The sequence below is a fragment of the Candidatus Atelocyanobacterium thalassa isolate ALOHA genome (assembly GCF_000025125.1).
GTDB classification, from domain to species: domain Bacteria; phylum Cyanobacteriota; class Cyanobacteriia; order Cyanobacteriales; family Microcystaceae; genus Atelocyanobacterium; species Atelocyanobacterium thalassae.
In genome coordinates this window covers 1235468-1253125 of record NC_013771.1, presented here as the reverse complement: position 1 = coordinate 1253125, position 17658 = coordinate 1235468, and the positions used below count along the sequence as shown (strand labels likewise).

Genomic DNA, 17658 nt, shown 5'->3' with positions numbered 1-17658 from the left:
CTTAATATATTTTTTCTGCATAAGGATTATAGTCTTTTTTCAGTCTATATACTATGGAGTAAGATTTACTCTTTACGTAAACGATACAAATCAGCTTGTGTTAGTAAAGATTCGGCAAATTCCATAGCATCTTCTGAAGAATTCCCTCCTGCTAATTTAGCTAATTCTTCTTTCCTATCATTAATATTATTTAACTGTTTAATTTTTACAACTGTTCTAGGTTCTAATATTTTTAACATTGCATTATCCTGATTTTTAATAATTACTTCCTCTTGGATAACCTGTTTCTTGACATGAAAATGACTTATGGCCATTGCTGCGACTAGTGGTTGATGGGTAACGCATAAAACTTGATAATTAGTACTTAAATCATAAAGTTTCTCAGCAATTACCTGCACTATTCTTCCAGATACACCAGTATCTATTTCATCAAATATTAATGATCCTGTAGATTCCTCAGCTTTAACGAAGCAAGCTTTTAGTGCCAAGAAGAAGCGACTCATCTCTCCGCCTGATGCAGTACAAGACAAAAGTTGTATTTTTTCTCCTTCATTAGGACTAAAATAGAAATCAACTTTATCACCTCCGTGACTACCAATAGAAGAAGGAGATATTTTACAAGTAAAAACCACTTTTTCCATTGATAAAGATTTTAACTCCTCAATTAATTTTTTTTCTAACTTTTCTGCAGTTTTTTGGCGTAATGTAGTTAATTTATGGCAATTATCTAATAATTGTTTCTTAGAGATAGCAAGTTCTTTTTCTAAATTCTCTAAGGAACTATCATAATCTTCCAAATCATTTAACTCTAAGATAACTTGTCTATGATAATCAATTAAATCAACAGAATTTATATTATATTTTCGACAAAATTGTTTAATAAGATGAATTCTGTTTTCTAATTCTCTTAATCTTTGAGGATCAGTATCTAAACTATATCCATATTTGTTAATTTCTTGTCCTATTTCAATGACTTGAGTTGAGGCAGATCTCAACATTTCTAGCAAAGGTTCAACACTCTCATCATATTCCATCATTTTAATAAACAAAGTCTCTATTGTACTGAGATAATCTACAACTGCAGATATTTCATTATCATTCTGATAGAGTAACTCAAAAATTTGATGACTAAAATTTTCTAGTTCTACAGAGTGTGAGAGACGTTCATACTCCTTTTGTAAAGAATTTAATTCATCTTTATCAGATAACTTAATCTCTTCTAGTTCTTTGGATTGATCTTTTAGTAAAGCTAAACGATTTGAATATTCTGTCTGAGAAATTTTATACTTATTAAGATTTTTTTCCAAAGCTTGAACTTTTTCATAGCCAAATTTTACCGATTCTTTTTTTTGAGCTATGCAATTATGCCCATATACATCGAGTAATTCTCTCTGTCTAGCAGACTCTGTTAATTGTGATGTTCGGTCTTGAGCAGTTATTTCTATTAAAAGATTACGTAATTTTTTAATTAGCTGTAGATTAGCTGAGGCTCCATTAATACGAAAACGTGATCTAATAGCCTTACCAGATAAAGAGATTTCTCTAGAAAATATTACTTGTTTATTTTTAGGATAATCAATCTTATGTGTTTGTAATAATTTTAAAACTTCAGAATTAACTTGAAATGTTGCTTTAATAAAAACATTTTGTGTCTTATTACGAATTAGACGTTGATTGATCCTTCCTCCTAAAACAATATCAATTGCATCTAAAACTATAGATTTTCCAGCACCAGTTTCTCCTGTCAAAACATTTAAGCCACTACCAAACGTAACAGTTAAATTATCAATTAAGGCGAAGTTTTTAATTTGCAATAACGAAAGCATGAATAAAGTTATATTAAATTATAAGGTTTAAAGATAGCTTAGAATATGTTGATGCTTAGTTAAGCAACAGTAGGTTATGATTTATATTCTTATCTAAAAAATTGATGAGTAAAAACATATTATCAATTTGTAATCTATTTCTGATAATATTCATGAAAAACTTGATGATTCTCTTTATTAGGACATGAATAGATTTTAATTCTTAACCTCCAGCAATTGCAGAAATAATACTAACTTCATCTCCGTCCTTAAGTTTAGTTTCTCTATTATCAAGAAAACGTATGTCGTCATTATTTACATAAAAATTTAAAAAACGATGAAGTTTTCCATTATCATCAGTTAAATGGTTTCGTATTTCAGGGAAGTCTGTTTCAATATTTCTTATTAACTCATTAACTGTGTCAATAGTGTATTCTAAGATAGCCTGGTTATTTGTATATTTTTGGAGAGAATTAGGAATTAATATTTTTACAGCCATAAAAAAAATAATCTAGTTGTGTGAATAATCATTAAGAATAGAGAAACAATAAAATCATTTAGACTTTTGGCAAGAAAAGAGATCTTTAAGTACCAACTAAATTATGAATTTTCTTAAATTACGTTTTTATCTAATCTTTAATTATAGTTTTTTTTAGTTTTAAAACTGCTATATTTTAGCAGTTTCTATCATCTTTATAAACTTTACTATTTATAACAAAGTATTATAAGCCATAGCTTTAATTTAAATATAATTACATTATATCCGTACTTAATCATAGAAAGTTTAAATAGTCTAGTAATTCAGTCCAGCTAACATGATTGATTAGGAAGTAGATATATTACCATATCTATTTATTGAACATCTTATTATATTAAATCTCGAAAAATTTCGATCTTTACTTTGTTACAATTAGGCAGCTTAAATATATTTACAATTATTTATTATATGAATTTATTCAGTGACTTAGGAAAGTTTTTAGAAACACGTTTAGAAGAGTTTCTTCAAAGTAACCCTAACTTAGAGTTACAGTATCTTCTTGAACAATTACAAGAACAAGAACAAAAAGCACTTAAGTTAATTGAAGAAAATCATGAAGAAAAGAGAGGTCTTGAATTCCAAATCATATCTTTAGCTGAAGAAGTTAAAGTATGGCATCATAGAATTTCAAAAGCGAAAATAGCAAAACGCTTAGATTTATCTAAGGCTGCTCAAGAGAGAGAGGCAGCGTTAATTCAACAAGGTAATGAGATGTGGGGGAAAATGGAAAAAGCAAAACAAAAGATTCTTCAAAGCAGAACTCTGCTAAGCCAAATTTTAAAAAGAAAGCAAGAAATTAAATCTAAAACAGTAGAATTTCAGACTAAGGGAGCAAGCTCAAATTATTCTATTGATAATGAAAAACAAAATATTAAAGAAGATAATTCTCAAAAAACATCTGATTCTCTAGAAGCTGATTTCCAGCGCTGGGAACTGGACAGTGAGTTGGAAGAGTTAAGAAAGAATATTTAAGTCATTAAAAAAGTAATAAGTAAGAGCTAATATATTAATAAATTAACTAATGATTCTTATAATTAAAATGCTATTATCTGCTCAAAAATATAGTTAAACGTTTATTCATATTAAATAAAATTACAAATTTACAGCAAAATTAAACAAAAATAGAGACAAAGAATAATGGCAAACCATCAATATTCTCGGAAAGGGCTAAGTATTTGGTTTGAAAGACTTGTAGCAGCTATTCTTTTAGGAGGACAAGTTTTTTTTCATATTTTAAAAACTAAAATACATAAAAGAAATACATTAGAGCAGATGAGTGTTGTAGGACCAGAGTCACTAACAATCTCAATGATTACTGCTGCTTTTGTAGGAATGGTATTTACTATTCAAGTAGCCAGAGAATTCATAAGTTTTGGAGCAGTATCAACAGTCGGAGGAGTACTAGCATTGGCATTAACTAGAGAGCTAGCTCCTGTCTTAACTGCTGTTGTAGTTGCTGGAAGGGTTGGATCGGCTTTTGCTGCTGAGATAGGAACTATGCGTGTTACGGAACAAGTCGATGCACTATATATGCTAAAAACAGATCCTATAAGTTATTTGGTTGTTCCACGAGTTTTAGCTTGTTGTTTGATGTTACCTATACTCAATATTCTCTCTTTGATAACTGGTATGGCAGGTGGTTTATTAATTGCTAATGGTTTATACGACATATCTGTTTATGTATTTCTTACATCGGTCCGTAATTTTCTCGAATTTTGGGATTTAATAACTTCTACCATTAAAGCTATCACTTTCGGAGGTTTAATTGCTGTAATTGGATGTAGTTGGGGACTCACTACTAGCGGAGGAGCAAAAGGAGTAGGGCAGTCTACTACTACGGCAGTCGTCACATCCTTACTTGCTGTCTTTATTATTAACTTTTTCTTGTCATGGATCATGTTTCAAGGAAAAGGAACAGCGGCATTTTAGAAAACTAGCTATTAGTAGCAAAAAAATATTTAAACTAATAAATTTCTATACTTTAATATTTATTATGTTTAAAAAAATAATTTGAATTCCAGTTGTCTAAAATATCTTTGACTATAATTTCTTTTACCAGTACTGAAATAATTATTGTCAAAGGTGCAGCCAGTAAAAATCCTAAGGCTCCAAAAAACATTGCGAATAGAACTTGAGATAACAATATGAATCCTGGAGGTAAGGATATCCTATTTTTAATTATTAAAGGTGTAATTACTCTATTTTCTGTTTGTCTAATAATTAAATAAAAAGAGAGAAAAATAATTAAAACAGCTAAAGATTTTAACGGAGTTTCCAGTGAAGCGATCGCCATTGGAGGTATAAAACTTAAGATTGGTCCAATATTAGGAAATAGATTTAAGATCATTATCAAAACTGCCTGAGTAAAGCTTAAGGGGATTTTTAAGATTGATAATCCTATAAAAGCTAAAAAGAAAATCATGATCATTCTGAACAATAAAGCTATTAATTCACCTTTAAGGAAAATATCGCATTGTATTAGGGCTAAATTTATTCTTGATCTATAAAAATATGGAAATAATCTAATACATCCTTGTCGATATGCAGTTGGATTGACCAATAACATTAAACTTAGTATTAGTAGCAGTAGAAAAGTTAGAGGAATTCCCAAAGTTGTATAAAATACAGACAGCCCTTGCCCAGCAATCTTTTGAAACAATGGATGCAATTGTTCAATAATTTTATTAAGATTTGGGAATGTTTTAGTTAAATCTGGATCAAGCTGTACTATAAAATTATGAATAGGAGAAGTTAATCTATCAATTCCTTGAGAGATTAAGAGAAAAAGTTCTGGGAATTGCTCAGAAGAAGGATAAAAAATATATAAAAAAAACTTTAATAATATTACCAATAAAAATGCTATGAGTAATAGAACTGAATAAAAGCGTTTGACGCCTAATTTCTGTAGAGCTTGAACTCCATGATTTAGAAAGTTAGCAATAATAACTGCTGTAGATAATAAAATTAATAACTGTCTAACCTTCCATACAATATAAAAAGAAAATGATAAGATAACAAAACCAATCCAATGAGCAAAGTTCATTATTAATTACAGTTTTAATGTTTAAAAGAAAAATAATATAATTATTGAATTTAAAATTTGAAATGTTGAATCCAAGACTTCAATATCATTAGGAGAGAAATCACTACTGGAAATACTATGATACCAGTCAAAATATTAACTTGATTAGCATCAATAGGATATAGAGGGCCTAAACGCTTAATAAGGAGCGATAATAGGAATGAGAAAATCGTAATTTTAAGAGTTAAACTTATTCTATAGTTCATATAATAATTACTTTACTTATATTTTTAATGATAAATTAAGTAAAAATCTTATTTAATGTTTTTATGCGTATATATTAACGTATAAACATAGACGATAAGCTAGATCAACGACATTTTGTTTAAAAGGATTTCTAAATAAAATATAAAAATTTGTTTGTGAAATTCTTGTTGAGCAACCATATTGTAATAACTTGAAACGTTTTCTAACTTTGATTAAATGAGTAATCCCATAATTCTTTCAAAAAAAGTTTGTGAAGAAGCAGAAAAAGAAGAATTTCCTATCGATTTTTCTATATATAAATCTGCTGGAAGAATCCCTACAGAGGCAATACTTTGGGCGGGAAAGTTTAATACTCAAATTTGTTTTTTTGGCCGAGATTTAGGTAAAGATGAAGTTGAACAGGGACAGCCTTTGATAGGAGCTGCAGGTATGTTGCTTCGTAAAGAGTTTCATAAAGCCTTATATTCTCAAGAAATTATGACAAAGGATGATATCCAATCAATCTGCAAACGTGCCCTTTTAACCAATACGGTTCCTTATAAACCACCAGGAAACAAGGCGTATTCACATAAAGTTAAAGAAAGATTTAGGCCATTTATTGAACAATTACTATTAGTTCATTGGCAGGGAAACCAAATCGTTACCCTGGGAACCGAAGCTTTTAAATGGTTTTCTCCTTATTGTGAAGCTGGCAAAATAGAAGAGTTTTGGAAGCTTCATAATAGATATGAAGCTAAGCTTACTGTTAATTTAAAAGCTATGGATCTTCAAGGAAAACATTATAAAAGGAAAGTTCATTTATTACCTTTACCTCACCCTTCTCCTCTGAATAAACAGTATTACGCGAAATTTCCACAAATGTTACATAAAAGATTAAATGAATTTGAATTTTAATATGTACTTTATCTAAAAAAACGTTACAATATTCCGTATGGGTGTGTAGCTCAATGGATAGAGCAACAGCCTTCTAAGCTGTCGGCTACAGGTTCGAGTCCTGTCACACCCATTTAATCAACTATTTAGAAATAGTTCTAGTTACTTTTATTTCTGGTTAAATAAAAGACTTGCAGCAATTTATATTGGAATATTAAGCTAAATTAGAAAAATAAGACAAATAATTTAGAAAAAAGTTTATAGATACTAAATATTTAATTTAATTCTAATAATTGATTTTTAACTTTATTAAATTTTGCCTACAAATCTATTAAATTTAATTTAAATGTTTTAAAAAATAAATGTTAAAAGTATTACGAAAAAAGATATTTTTCTTTTAACATTTTTCACTCAAAGATACCTTAAGTACCGAAAAATAATATTTTCAAGATGTAATCATATTATTTAAAACCTTAGAAAGCGTGCTTTAAAAAACTTTTTCTTAAGGCACCAATAAGATTAAAGTTTAAGTGAATTATTATTAATTTTACTTATATTAATTATATCTATTAGTGAAATTTTTATTTAAATTAGCCCTTTAATATGATTTAAGTATGTAATTTATTTACGCTAGTAGATAAAGAAGCTCTACCAAAACTGTATAAAATCAGGGATAATGGAAATGTGTAGTCTATTTACTATCCAGTGTGAAATCAGCCTGGAGAAATCTTTTTTATCTCTATAGAGTTGGAAAACACAGCTTATGTTTGCGAGAATTCCTGAACGACAAATGCACTACGTGCGATGGGTGTTAGCCATTGGTTGGCTAGTACTTATTCTTTCTTTATTTTGGGATCCAGTTTCTCCTTGGTTTACGCAACCAGAAAATACATGGAGTCCTTTTGCTCTTGATTATACAGTATGTGTAAAACTTCAAGGAAATTGTATAGAAGAAGAGCCTTATGCTATGGGAGCAGCTCTATTTTGGGGCTGGATTGTTCCAACAGGTATAGTTGCTTTATTAGTAGGTGGTCATGAATTATGGAGACGAATCTGTCCTTTATCTTTTCTATCTCAAATTCCTCGTGCTCTAGGATGGCAAAGACATCGTAGACGAGTAGATGTTATAACAGGAAAGACTCGTGTTGAAGTAGCTAGAGTTGATAAAAAATCTTGGTTAGGTCGTAATCACTTATATCTACAACTATCACTATTTTATATAGGAATTACCCTCCGTATTTTATTTGTTAATTCAGATCGTCTTCTTTTAGGACTTTTTCTAGTAGCAACTATTTTATCTGCAATATCAGTAGGATTTCTATTTGGTGGAAAATCTTGGTGTCAATATTTTTGCCCTATGTCTCCTGTGCAGAAAATTTTTGCAGAGCCTAGAGGCCTTCTTAACAGTACTGCTCATGAAGGTGAGGGAGAACGAAAATTAGTTACACAATCCATGTGTCGTACTACTAATTCGGAAGGTGTAGAAATTAGTTCTTGTGTAGCTTGTAAAACTCCTTGTATAGATATTGATGCAGAACGTACATATTGGGAAAACATAACAAAACCTGAACAGCAGTGGCTTCATTATGGTTATTTTGGCTTAACTGTTGGTTTCTTTGTTTATTTTTATCTTTTTGCAGGTAATTGGGAATACTACTTTGCTGGTGTTTACACTCATGAAGATCAGGTAGCTGATTTATTCAGACCAGGTTTATATATCTTCAATACTCCTATACCTATTCCTAAATTAGTTGCTGCTCCTTTAGTTATTGCAGCATTTGGTTTAATAGCTTATTGGTTGGGACGTTTTATTGAGAAACGTTATAAAGCATATTTATTTCGTCATCATAAATTGGTCAATAATGAAATTGTTCGTCACAGAATGTTTGCATTAGGAACATTTGTAATCTATAACTTCTTTTTCGTTTTTGGCGGTCGTACTGCAGTTAGACTATTACCTTCATCTCTAGAATATCTTTTTCCTGTAGTAATGGCGATTGTTAGTTCATTATGGCTATATAGAACATGGCCTAGAAATCCATATCTATATCAAAGAGAGAGTTTAGCTGGTCGTCTTCGTAAACAATTAGGAAGATTGAAACTTGATGTTTCTCAATTTCTAGAAGGTAGATCTTTAGACGATCTTCATGCTGATGAAGTGTATGTCCTTGCTAAAATTCTTCCTGGATTTGATAAAGAGAAGAGATTACAAGCCTACAAAGGAATTGTTAGAGAGACATTAGTTGAAGGTTATGTTAATGCTGCAGCTAGTCTCGGAATGTTTGAACAGGTTCGTTTAGAGCTTAATATTTCTGATAAAGAACATGATTTAGTGTTAACAGAGATTGAGGTTGAAAATCCTAATATTCATGAAATACAAGACGATAAAAATCGTGAAGACTGGTTAAGGCAAGAAAGTTACCGTCAGTCACTCTTCGATACTATTGTTGAAGCGTCTAGGGATCATCCTCATCAAGCAATCATTCTAAGTCTATATGACATTATGACTGGCAAAAAGGGATTTGAATCATTTAATGATGTTCTTTCAAAACTATCGGCTAAAGAGCTGAAAATGGTTGAAGATATAAGAGAAGAGTACTCTATCACACCTGAGGAAGAACAAGAGATTTTAACCAATTCTAATCCTCATCATTTATGGAAGACTATGGCATATACTCTTAGTGCAATTGAACACATAGATGCCATTGCACAAGGGAAAGAAGGAGTCGCTTGCAATGTTGGCCCAATTGATGAAACACAAATGGTATTCTATCAACAAGCATTCAAAAAGTTTGATAAAGATGGAAATAATACCTTATCAATGGCTGAATTACATGCTTTATTAAGGGCAGTTGGTCGCTCTTATTCTTCTGAAAGACTTCAGGAGGTCATGGATATGATGACTGGTCGTCGTGGAAGTGAAGAGCTTACTTTCTCTGAGTTTACCAGTCTAATGCATTGTAGCTTAACAAACACACAAGAAGAAGCAATGCTACAACGCTTCCGCTTCTTTGACATGGATGGCTCAGGACATATTAGTTTAGAAGAACTCAGATTATGCTTAAGAGATATTGATACAGGACTATCTGATAGCCAAATTGAGCAAATGCTTAATTTAGCAGATACTAGTGGTGATCATGAATTAAGTTATGATGAATTCTGTAAAATTTTTGGACAATTTAAAACTACGGTTAATCTTTAAGTTAAAGTTAATTATGGTTATTGCTCCGTCTAAGTTTTCTGAGAAAACATAAAATTAATTTCATAATAGAGATGTTTAAATAACATCTCTATTTTTTTATAGTATTAACAATAAGTTTTCAAAATATAAATTTGCTTATGTTGCGCAAATATTTAACTATATTTAAAATATATAACAGTTTAAAATTTACTAGATATGTATTTAAATTTTTTAATCTTCATATCCATATCCAAAGTTTGCTAGACATCCGTCAGAAAACCTCCAATTAGATTCAACCTTAACAAATAGTTTTAAATATACTTCTCCAGCAATAAGTTTTTGAATTTGTATTCTTGATTGAGTACCAATTAACTTAAGCATATTACCTTTACTCCCTATGACGATACCTTTTTGAGAGTTTTTTTCTACATTAATAGCAGCAAATATTTTAGTTACAGTAGGTGTCTCCTCTATTTTTTCAACAATTATAGCTACAGAATGAGGAATTTCTTGTCTAGTTAAATGTAAGACTTGTTCCCTAATTAATTCTTGAATAATAAATTTTTCTGGTTGATCGGTAGCTAAACTAGGATGATAATAATAAGGCCCATAGTCTAAGTTTTTAATTAGTAGATTTTGTAAATTTCCTAGCCCTTCTTTGGTAAGAGCTGAAAACTTAACAATCGGCCATTTATACTCTTTTATTAAGTTCAAATAACTTGCATCAAGTTCTTCATGCTTAACAGTTTGTTTGTCACTTTTATTAAGACCGACTATAACTGTTTTATCAGTATTTTTTAATAAATTAATAATATAGTGGTCACCCCCTCCAGACAAAGTTGAACTATCAACAACTAATAGAATAATATCTACAGAATTAATCGTAATTTTTGCATTTTTGACGATAATTTTACCAAGATTGTGATGAGGCTTATGAATTCCCGGAGTATCAACAAAAATCATCTGTTCTGTATCAGTAGTCAAAATTCCTTTGAGACGATTACGAGTAGTTTGAGAAACATTGGAGGTGATTACTATTTTTTGGCCTATCAACTGATTCATGATAGTTGATTTACCGACATTAGGACGACCAATAATACCTATAAATCCTGACCTAAATCCTTGAGGCGTGCTTGGAATTTTCGAAGATAGAGTAGAGCTAACGTTACTGGTCATTATTAACCATAATCTTAATTGTTTAATAATTCTATAATATTTTTATAGACTTTAGCTTAATATATTTTTTAATCTCATGTTTTAAAATTAAATTTATTGCTGAAAATTGCTACTTGTAGTTTATCAAGATTTTTTAATTTCTACTAAACGAAAAAATTCACGATTTTTAATATCTTTTATTGAGTAAATAAATTTTTCCTCATAGCCTTTTGCTTTTAATATTTGTCCATCTTGTCCCTTAGGATTATTAGCATTTGGATCACCGCTCAAAAGATAAAGGCAACTAGTATTTAAATCTTTAGAAGCTTCTAGCTTTTGTATATTCCATCTACCCATATCTAACTGGTTTGTTGAAACATCTACATTAAATTTATGATATTCCTCAGGAAACATTTTAGTAAAAAATGGAATTAATATGTATGCATAATTTCCATAAGCGTTATTACTATAAATAATACATTCATAGGAAGTTTGATCAGCATAGCTTATTGTCTCTCCCAGAGTTGATAGCCAAACATCAGTATGCCAGTTTGGATATTCAATAAAATAACGTTTACAAAAAATTGTTACGTTAGAAACAATTATAGAAATTATTAAACATGTAACAATATATCGATATTTTTTATTAAAAAGATTAATTGCTTTAAAAACTGTATAAGATGAAATGATTGAAAAAAGAGGTGTGACCACTAATGTTCTCACAGCACTATCTGCTGAAATAAAAGCAGCAGGAATTGGGTATAGTAATAACCATAAAAAAATAAGTGATTTATAAATATTAGTTTCCCTTACTAAGCTTAAAATTCCTATTATTAATAAAGGTAATTGAAATGTAAATAATCCAGCCATTTTATTAATTGTATGGCGTGGACTTGGATCACCTTCAAAAAACAAAAAATCAGGACTAAAATAAGACAAATAATTATGAAATACTATACTTAAATTTGTTTTTATTCCTACTGTATTAGCTCTAGCCATACCTTCAGGGGATAGTTGATAAATAAACTGAGGAGAAAATATTATGAGAAAAATTATTAAAGATATAATTGTGAAGTCTTTATTTATCCAAAGATGTTTCCAGTATATAGCTACTACACCAATTAAAAATAACGGTATAAACAATCTTGCAGAGTTATAAGTGTAAATACTGATAGCAAATACAAAGCTGGATATTATTAGGTATTTAGGGTATTTAAAACTCTTGATAAAAAATAATAAACCTAAGCAAAATAGGCACGGAACTAAAATTGCTCTAAAAGTTACACGACTAAAATGAATATGCCAAGGACTTATCGCCAAAAGAAAAGAAGAGAATAATCCAATTTTTTGGTTAAAAATTTCTTTAGATAAATAGTAAGTAATTAAAACTGTTAATGTACCAATAACAGATGAAATAATTCTTGCCCCCAATGGGTTTAAACCAAAAAATTTAATAAAAGGAAACATAATATACATATATAATCCTTCACGATAATCATTTGCCGATTTAAAGTACCATGGCAATAATTCTCCATATTGATCTCTTAAAGTATGAAGTATCGAATATGCATCGTATGCATTAGATGCTTCATCTGTAAAAAAACCATTTGGAATATCATTTAGATATATTATTCTTAATAAAAAAGCAAAAACAAGAATAATAAAAAGATATACCTTGGAATGTTGTTGAATTTTTAGCATTAGAAAAACTAGTTTTTCAAATTATAGATATTATTTTGTTAATTTTTTAAGATTTTTCTACCTTTACACTCTTCTTCATTTAAATCTATATTAAATTCAGCTTTTACAGAATATTTATTAGGCGAATAAAAATGAGAGCTATATAGGAAAGTATGAGGTGCTTTATTAACAATACAGACATTGTCTCCATTATTGATGCTGCGTAGTATGTTTTGGTCTACGATATCCTCTCTCATTATTTGCTTATTAAAGGATGCAAATTCAGGAATAGTAAAGAAAAATTTAGTTTTAATTATAAAGGTCATCACAAAAAATGTGGCAATTAAAGTAATGTTTTTAGGATTAATAACTTTTTGAGATGACTTTTGTACTAGTTGACAAGTTAAAAACGAATTTAAACTAACAAAAACTATCATCCAATACATATAGTATCTTAACTCATATGACTGAGGAAAAAGGGGGGTTATTACCGTCATTAAAGCCATAACAGATGAAGCTACTTTTGCCTCTAGGCTATAATTCTTCCAACACAAATATATGAATAGTAAAAAATTAAAAATTACATAACTTCCAAAATATCCTCCTAATCCAAATTTTTCTTCATCCCATGATATGAAATCCATTCCTAACGTCCAAGGCCAAGGCCTACGATCATCAAAAACATCTATTTCTAATATTGATCTTCCCCATCTTAAATAAGGTGAAAGTTTCCTTATATTTTCATGCATAAAATCAGGAGGCGTTTCTTTGTTATTTAAAACAAATTCTGCTACTTTTATTTCGACCGGGTAAAAAGGATTAGAGTATATAACAGTATTTTTTATAGGCGTGAAAAAAACAATTAAGCTTGCTAATAAACACAGTGTTACGCTTCTAAATAGTTTTGGAAAGTTTTTTTTGTTTTCTAAGAAGATTACTTTTATTTTAAATAATACAAAACATAAAACTATAAAAACAACAGGGATTAATTGAAATTTTGTATTAGCTGCTATGGTTGCTGAAATAAAAATAATTAAAAGATTTTTTGATTTCAGAGAATTTTTATTAATATATAAGCAATAAGTAGTTAAAATAAGAATGGAAACGGCAATATTCCCAGGTAAGTCTATATAACTTCTTGCTGCATGCATATGAACCATGGGTATGGCTAAAAGAGATAAAGAAGCCATATAGAAAGGAATTTTTAAATATAACTTAAGATATGAAATTATAGTTAACAAACTAAGATAGCTAACTAAGTTAGTTGCTTCAGGTTTTTGGAAAAGTTTCCAAAATAGACCTTGTAACCAGTTCGCGAATAAAGGAAACCCTAAAAAACGGTGCTCAGTATAATATTCAAAACTATATTCTTCAGGGGTAATGATATTCCATATTCTTGCTGCAAATGGTAAGTGATACATAAATGCATCACCACCATAGTTTGAGTCAAAAAAACTAATTAAAAAGATAGAAAATAATATTGTTATGGCAAGAACACTTAAAATTAATTTAGTTGAGATTAAGTAAGAAAAGGGATTAAAATATTTTTTAAGATTCTTGATAATATTAAAACTTTGCAGAAATCCAAAAGTCAAAAACAAGAATCCTATTACACCTAATAATATTCTTACAGTTTTTAATTGGTAAGCAGTTACATAACTTAAATAGCCTGCCATTCCAATCATTAAAGAAATAGAAATTAGAGTTAACCCTAAAATATAGAAAAAATTATCTTTTACTTGATAAATATTAAAAAAAAAGGATGAAACGATACGATTCACATACATCCCAAAACATAGTTCTAATAATATAAACCCAATAATAAAGCCAATAAGCGGAGTCAACATAGTATTGTAATAATTTTTGGCAGATATTATATGTATAGATTAGTGGGTGTATTTTTAAAATCTAGAACTTCTGTGATTGTAGCTCCTTGTATTGATAAAGTATCATCAAATGTTTGATTAAGAAAATTAAAATACAAGTCAATTTCCGAATCATTAGAAAGATGAATTACCCAATCGCGATAATGAGATGCAAGTAAACTGCTGTAAGCATGATAACGGAAGATTGATTTTCCAGCTATATTAACCCCACAAGTTAAATCATTATCATTTCCTTCAGCAGTAAACATTACATCTATCAGATACCTACCTTTAGGTAGATTTAATGGTGTTCGAAGATTTATTGAACCATTTTTTTCTTGCTTAAAATCATTAGATTCTAAAGTAGTAATTTTTTTAAAGTTAAAAGGTGGCTTATAAGGGGTCTCTGTTAATCGATCTTGATGAATATATAGATTGTTTCTTATTCCTACTCCTGAGGGATAATCCTCAGGAGTTTTAATAACTTTATAAGTATTTAAGTCAATCGAAATATAACCGAGTGCAGATAAAAAGTCTAAGCATCGACTATCTTCAGCTTGAGTCTCTAAAATCAGGTGAGGTTTAGCAGACTTGATAGTTTTTTCCATTCCTTGTATTGCGTCAAATTCTGCCCCTTCAATATCCATTTTGACAAGGTTAGGTATTAATTTTGTATTTTCAACGAAGTCATCTAAAGCAATAGTAGAAATTTCATAAGCAGCTTCTCCAATAGAATAGTCTTTATAAATACTATCGTTGAGGTGGCTACCTAGATAAAGAGGGACTTTTTCGTAAGATTTTGAGTAGACAGCTGAATGAAATAATTGTGTGTTACTGCAGCCGTTGTTAATAATATTTCGTTGACATTTATCTACAATTCGAGGACTAGCTTCAAAAGAGCAAACTACTCCTTTTGGTCCTACCATACGAGACATAATAGTTGTTAAGCCAGCAAAATTTGCCCCTACATCAAAAACTGTATCTCCAGGGAGGCATAAATCTCTTAGAACTAATTGTACAGTAGGTTCCCAAAGATTTTCTCTATACCATGGTGCTGTTCCATATAGTCGTACTTCTTCGAGTTTTTGGCTAATTTCTAATTGTCGGTCAATTTCTGGAACTAAGACTTTAACGAGTTTATTTTTTAACCATTTTTTAAGTTGTCTCATAATTATTTTTTCCAATTAAGATTAAATATACTTTTAGTTAGTTTCTGATATAAAATTAAATACGAAAGATATTTGAGTCTATTAATAAGCTTGTAAGATAGTGTTACCTTTTAAGAAAATTAATTTAGACATTAATGTTTAGTTTAATGTTCAGTTTTAATTATTATTAATTTAAATAGAATTAAATATTCTTTAAAATAAACTTAATCTATTAACGTTCAAGAATAATACCTGTTTGGTTTCGGACGATTCTTATTAAGCAAAGTTCCATTGCCTTCATGATATCGGTAGTACTTTTAAATACTTATTCTTGCAAGTGCATTCCATATATTAAATTTACATTATTGTAAAAATATTTTTGATATATAGTTTCCAGAAGTATTTAACCGAAGTTCAATCGAATGCTAAATATTTAATGGCGGTTTTATACTTAAATAGTCAATTTTAAAAAAATAAATTTAATTGCATTACTTAAATGCTCTAAATGATTAGTAAATAGGAGTAAGAAATTTAATTTCTTACTCCTATTTACTAATCATTTAATGTTACTAATACTTAAAAGCGTTCACGGCCTCTACCGCCACCATTGAAGGAACCACGAGGTTCACGTTCTTTAGCTTTATTTACTTTTAAAGTACGTCCCATCCATTCTGCTCCATCTAGAGTAGAGATGGCTTGCTCTTCTTGATCATCAGAATTCATTTCTACGAAAGCAAAGCCACGCATGCGTCCAGTGTCACGATCTGTTGGAATATGAACACGCTTAACCTCGCCGTAGTCTGTAAAAACTTCGTTAAGGTCTTCTTTGGTTACATCATAGGATAGGTTTCCTACATAAATAGACATATTAGATTATCTCCGTAATTTGCAAATGTGTAGAGATTGAGTGATCGGAGAGAATCGTACAAAGGCTGAAAGGGATATACCCGTCAATGCTGATAACAAAATCTACTACCGAATACTTAGGTTTCTCGTGGTTGATCATAACATATTTATTTGAATTTGTATCATTTTTTTTAAAATGTATTTAATATTATTTTTTTATCAAAATATTTTGTTACATTTATGGCCTATTTGTACCAGTCGAATAGTTCAATTTATGGATTTATTAATAAGACTCCCCAGGTAGGATTCGAACCTACGACCAATCGGTTAACAGCCGACCGCTCTACCACTGAGCTACTGAGGATTGAAGCAACCAGTAGATGATAACAATAAACTGATGTTTTTGGCAAGCTTTTTATTAAGAAATTAAACTTTAATAAAACTAAGATAAAAATAACTTTCATTTTTTAACTATCAGTACCCTATCTTTAAAAGCTTAGAAAGCTATGTTGTTGAAAACTTTATAATAATTTCTTTTTTATATTCTTAAATTAACTTTTATTTGACAGTATCAGGTTTAATTTAAAAGTAAAGGATAATTGGAAAAAAAATTTAATTTCCAAAAGCTCTCTTCTCGATATTTCCTAACCCAGGAATGACATTACCTTTATCATCAATTTTTTCATCAATAGTGGCAGTATAAATACTTAGCATAGGATATTGAAGATTTAACTTTTGCAATGCTTGTGGAGTAGCAATTACACAAATAATACGGACTAAAGCTAAATCCGCTCCTCGTTGGGCAATCTCTGACAAGATTCTTGTAATTTGTTCTCCTGTGCCAAGAATAGGATCTAGAATAACTATTTGAGTTGTTTTTGTGAATTTTTGAGGCAATTTGTTTAAATAACAAGTTACTTCTAGATTACTACTATTTTGTTCTAGTCCAAGATGATAGATTTTAGCTAAAGGTAGCAAGTCTTGTGCACCTTCCAATAAAACTAATCCTGTACAGAGAGTAGGGATAACGGCAATAGGTATTTCAGGATTAATTAGTGCTATCGGCGAGCTACTGATGGTTCCTTGGGCGGTGGTCTCTATCATGGGGAACCAGTATCTAGTCGCTTCATAAGTTAACCAACGCCCGAGTTCGACTATAGCTGTTTTAAATAAAATATCTGGAGTGTTGATATCTCGAGCTATTCCCAGCCAATGTTTAATTAAAGGATGATCAGGGACATATACACGTAGTTGAGAATCCATAAGAATGAAGGGGGA

13 protein-coding genes and 2 tRNA genes are annotated in these 17658 nt (G+C 29.8%); 5 read left to right on the top strand and 10 right to left on the bottom strand.

Annotated features, from left to right (window positions below; translation table 11 throughout):
* Positions 1-65: 65 nt before the first annotated feature.
* Entirely contained in the window at positions 66-1826 is a 1761-nt protein-coding gene (gene recN / locus UCYN_RS05225) for a DNA repair protein RecN (protein ID WP_012954469.1), read from the bottom strand.
* A 202-nt stretch (positions 1827-2028) separates the two neighbouring features.
* Positions 2029-2304: a MoaD/ThiS family protein gene (locus UCYN_RS05220; RefSeq protein ID WP_012954468.1), complete on the bottom strand. Its 276-nt coding sequence runs from the start codon at positions 2302-2304 to the stop codon at positions 2029-2031.
* Positions 2305-2751: 447 nt separating this feature from the next.
* Here UCYN_RS05220 and UCYN_RS05215 point away from each other — a divergent pair, with 447 nt between their 5' ends.
* Together UCYN_RS05215 and UCYN_RS05210 are read left to right on the top strand one after the other, a co-directional pair.
* Positions 2752-3315: a TIGR04376 family protein gene (locus UCYN_RS05215; protein ID WP_012954467.1), complete on the top strand. Its 564-nt coding sequence runs from the start codon at positions 2752-2754 to the stop codon at positions 3313-3315.
* Positions 3316-3480: 165 nt separating this feature from the next.
* Positions 3481-4272, top strand: coding sequence for an MlaE family lipid ABC transporter permease subunit (locus UCYN_RS05210; protein ID WP_012954466.1), 792 nt, complete (start codon positions 3481-3483; stop codon positions 4270-4272).
* A 52-nt stretch (positions 4273-4324) separates the two neighbouring features.
* Here UCYN_RS05210 and UCYN_RS05205 read toward each other — a convergent pair whose 3' ends face one another.
* Positions 4325-5386, bottom strand: a complete 1062-nt coding sequence (locus tag UCYN_RS05205) for an AI-2E family transporter (protein ID WP_012954465.1) — start codon at positions 5384-5386, stop codon at positions 4325-4327.
* A 462-nt stretch (positions 5387-5848) separates the two neighbouring features.
* On the opposite strand from UCYN_RS05205, the gene UCYN_RS05200 reads away from it, so the two are divergent.
* The 3 genes from UCYN_RS05200 to UCYN_RS05190 all read left to right on the top strand — a co-directional run bounded on the left by UCYN_RS05200 (position 5849) and on the right by UCYN_RS05190 (position 9707).
* Entirely contained in the window at positions 5849-6526 is a 678-nt protein-coding gene (locus UCYN_RS05200; protein WP_012954464.1) for a uracil-DNA glycosylase family protein, read from the top strand.
* Positions 6527-6565: 39 nt separating this feature from the next.
* Positions 6566-6638, top strand: a tRNA-Arg gene (locus tag UCYN_RS05195).
* Positions 6639-7268: 630 nt separating this feature from the next.
* On the top strand, positions 7269-9707 hold the full coding sequence (locus UCYN_RS05190; protein ID WP_041487781.1) for an EF-hand domain-containing protein: 2439 nt from the start codon (positions 7269-7271) through the stop codon (positions 9705-9707).
* Between the two features lie 210 nt (positions 9708-9917).
* Here UCYN_RS05190 and era read toward each other — a convergent pair whose 3' ends face one another.
* From era to upp, 7 genes are all read right to left on the bottom strand, one after another.
* The gene (era, locus tag UCYN_RS05185; RefSeq protein ID WP_012954462.1) at positions 9918-10862 is read right to left on the bottom strand and encodes a GTPase Era; all 945 of its coding nucleotides are present in this window, start codon (positions 10860-10862) and stop codon (positions 9918-9920) included.
* 123 nt (positions 10863-10985) lie between these two features.
* Entirely contained in the window at positions 10986-12542 is a 1557-nt protein-coding gene (locus UCYN_RS05180; RefSeq protein ID WP_012954461.1) for an ArnT family glycosyltransferase, read from the bottom strand.
* A 38-nt stretch (positions 12543-12580) separates the two neighbouring features.
* Positions 12581-14308, bottom strand: a complete 1728-nt coding sequence (locus UCYN_RS05175; RefSeq protein WP_236608154.1) for a glycosyltransferase family protein — start codon at positions 14306-14308, stop codon at positions 12581-12583.
* A gap of 86 nt (positions 14309-14394) precedes the next feature.
* Positions 14395-15555: an FkbM family methyltransferase gene (locus tag UCYN_RS05170; RefSeq protein ID WP_012954459.1), complete on the bottom strand. Its 1161-nt coding sequence runs from the start codon at positions 15553-15555 to the stop codon at positions 14395-14397.
* Positions 15556-16110: 555 nt separating this feature from the next.
* Complete coding sequence (gene rbp / locus UCYN_RS05165; protein WP_012954458.1) at positions 16111-16401, bottom strand: RNA-binding regulator; 291 nt, start codon at positions 16399-16401, stop codon at positions 16111-16113.
* A 271-nt stretch (positions 16402-16672) separates the two neighbouring features.
* Positions 16673-16744, bottom strand: a tRNA-Asn gene (locus tag UCYN_RS05160).
* A 248-nt stretch (positions 16745-16992) separates the two neighbouring features.
* Positions 16993-17643: a uracil phosphoribosyltransferase gene (gene upp / locus UCYN_RS05155; protein ID WP_012954457.1), complete on the bottom strand. Its 651-nt coding sequence runs from the start codon at positions 17641-17643 to the stop codon at positions 16993-16995.
* Positions 17644-17658 lie beyond the last annotated feature (15 nt).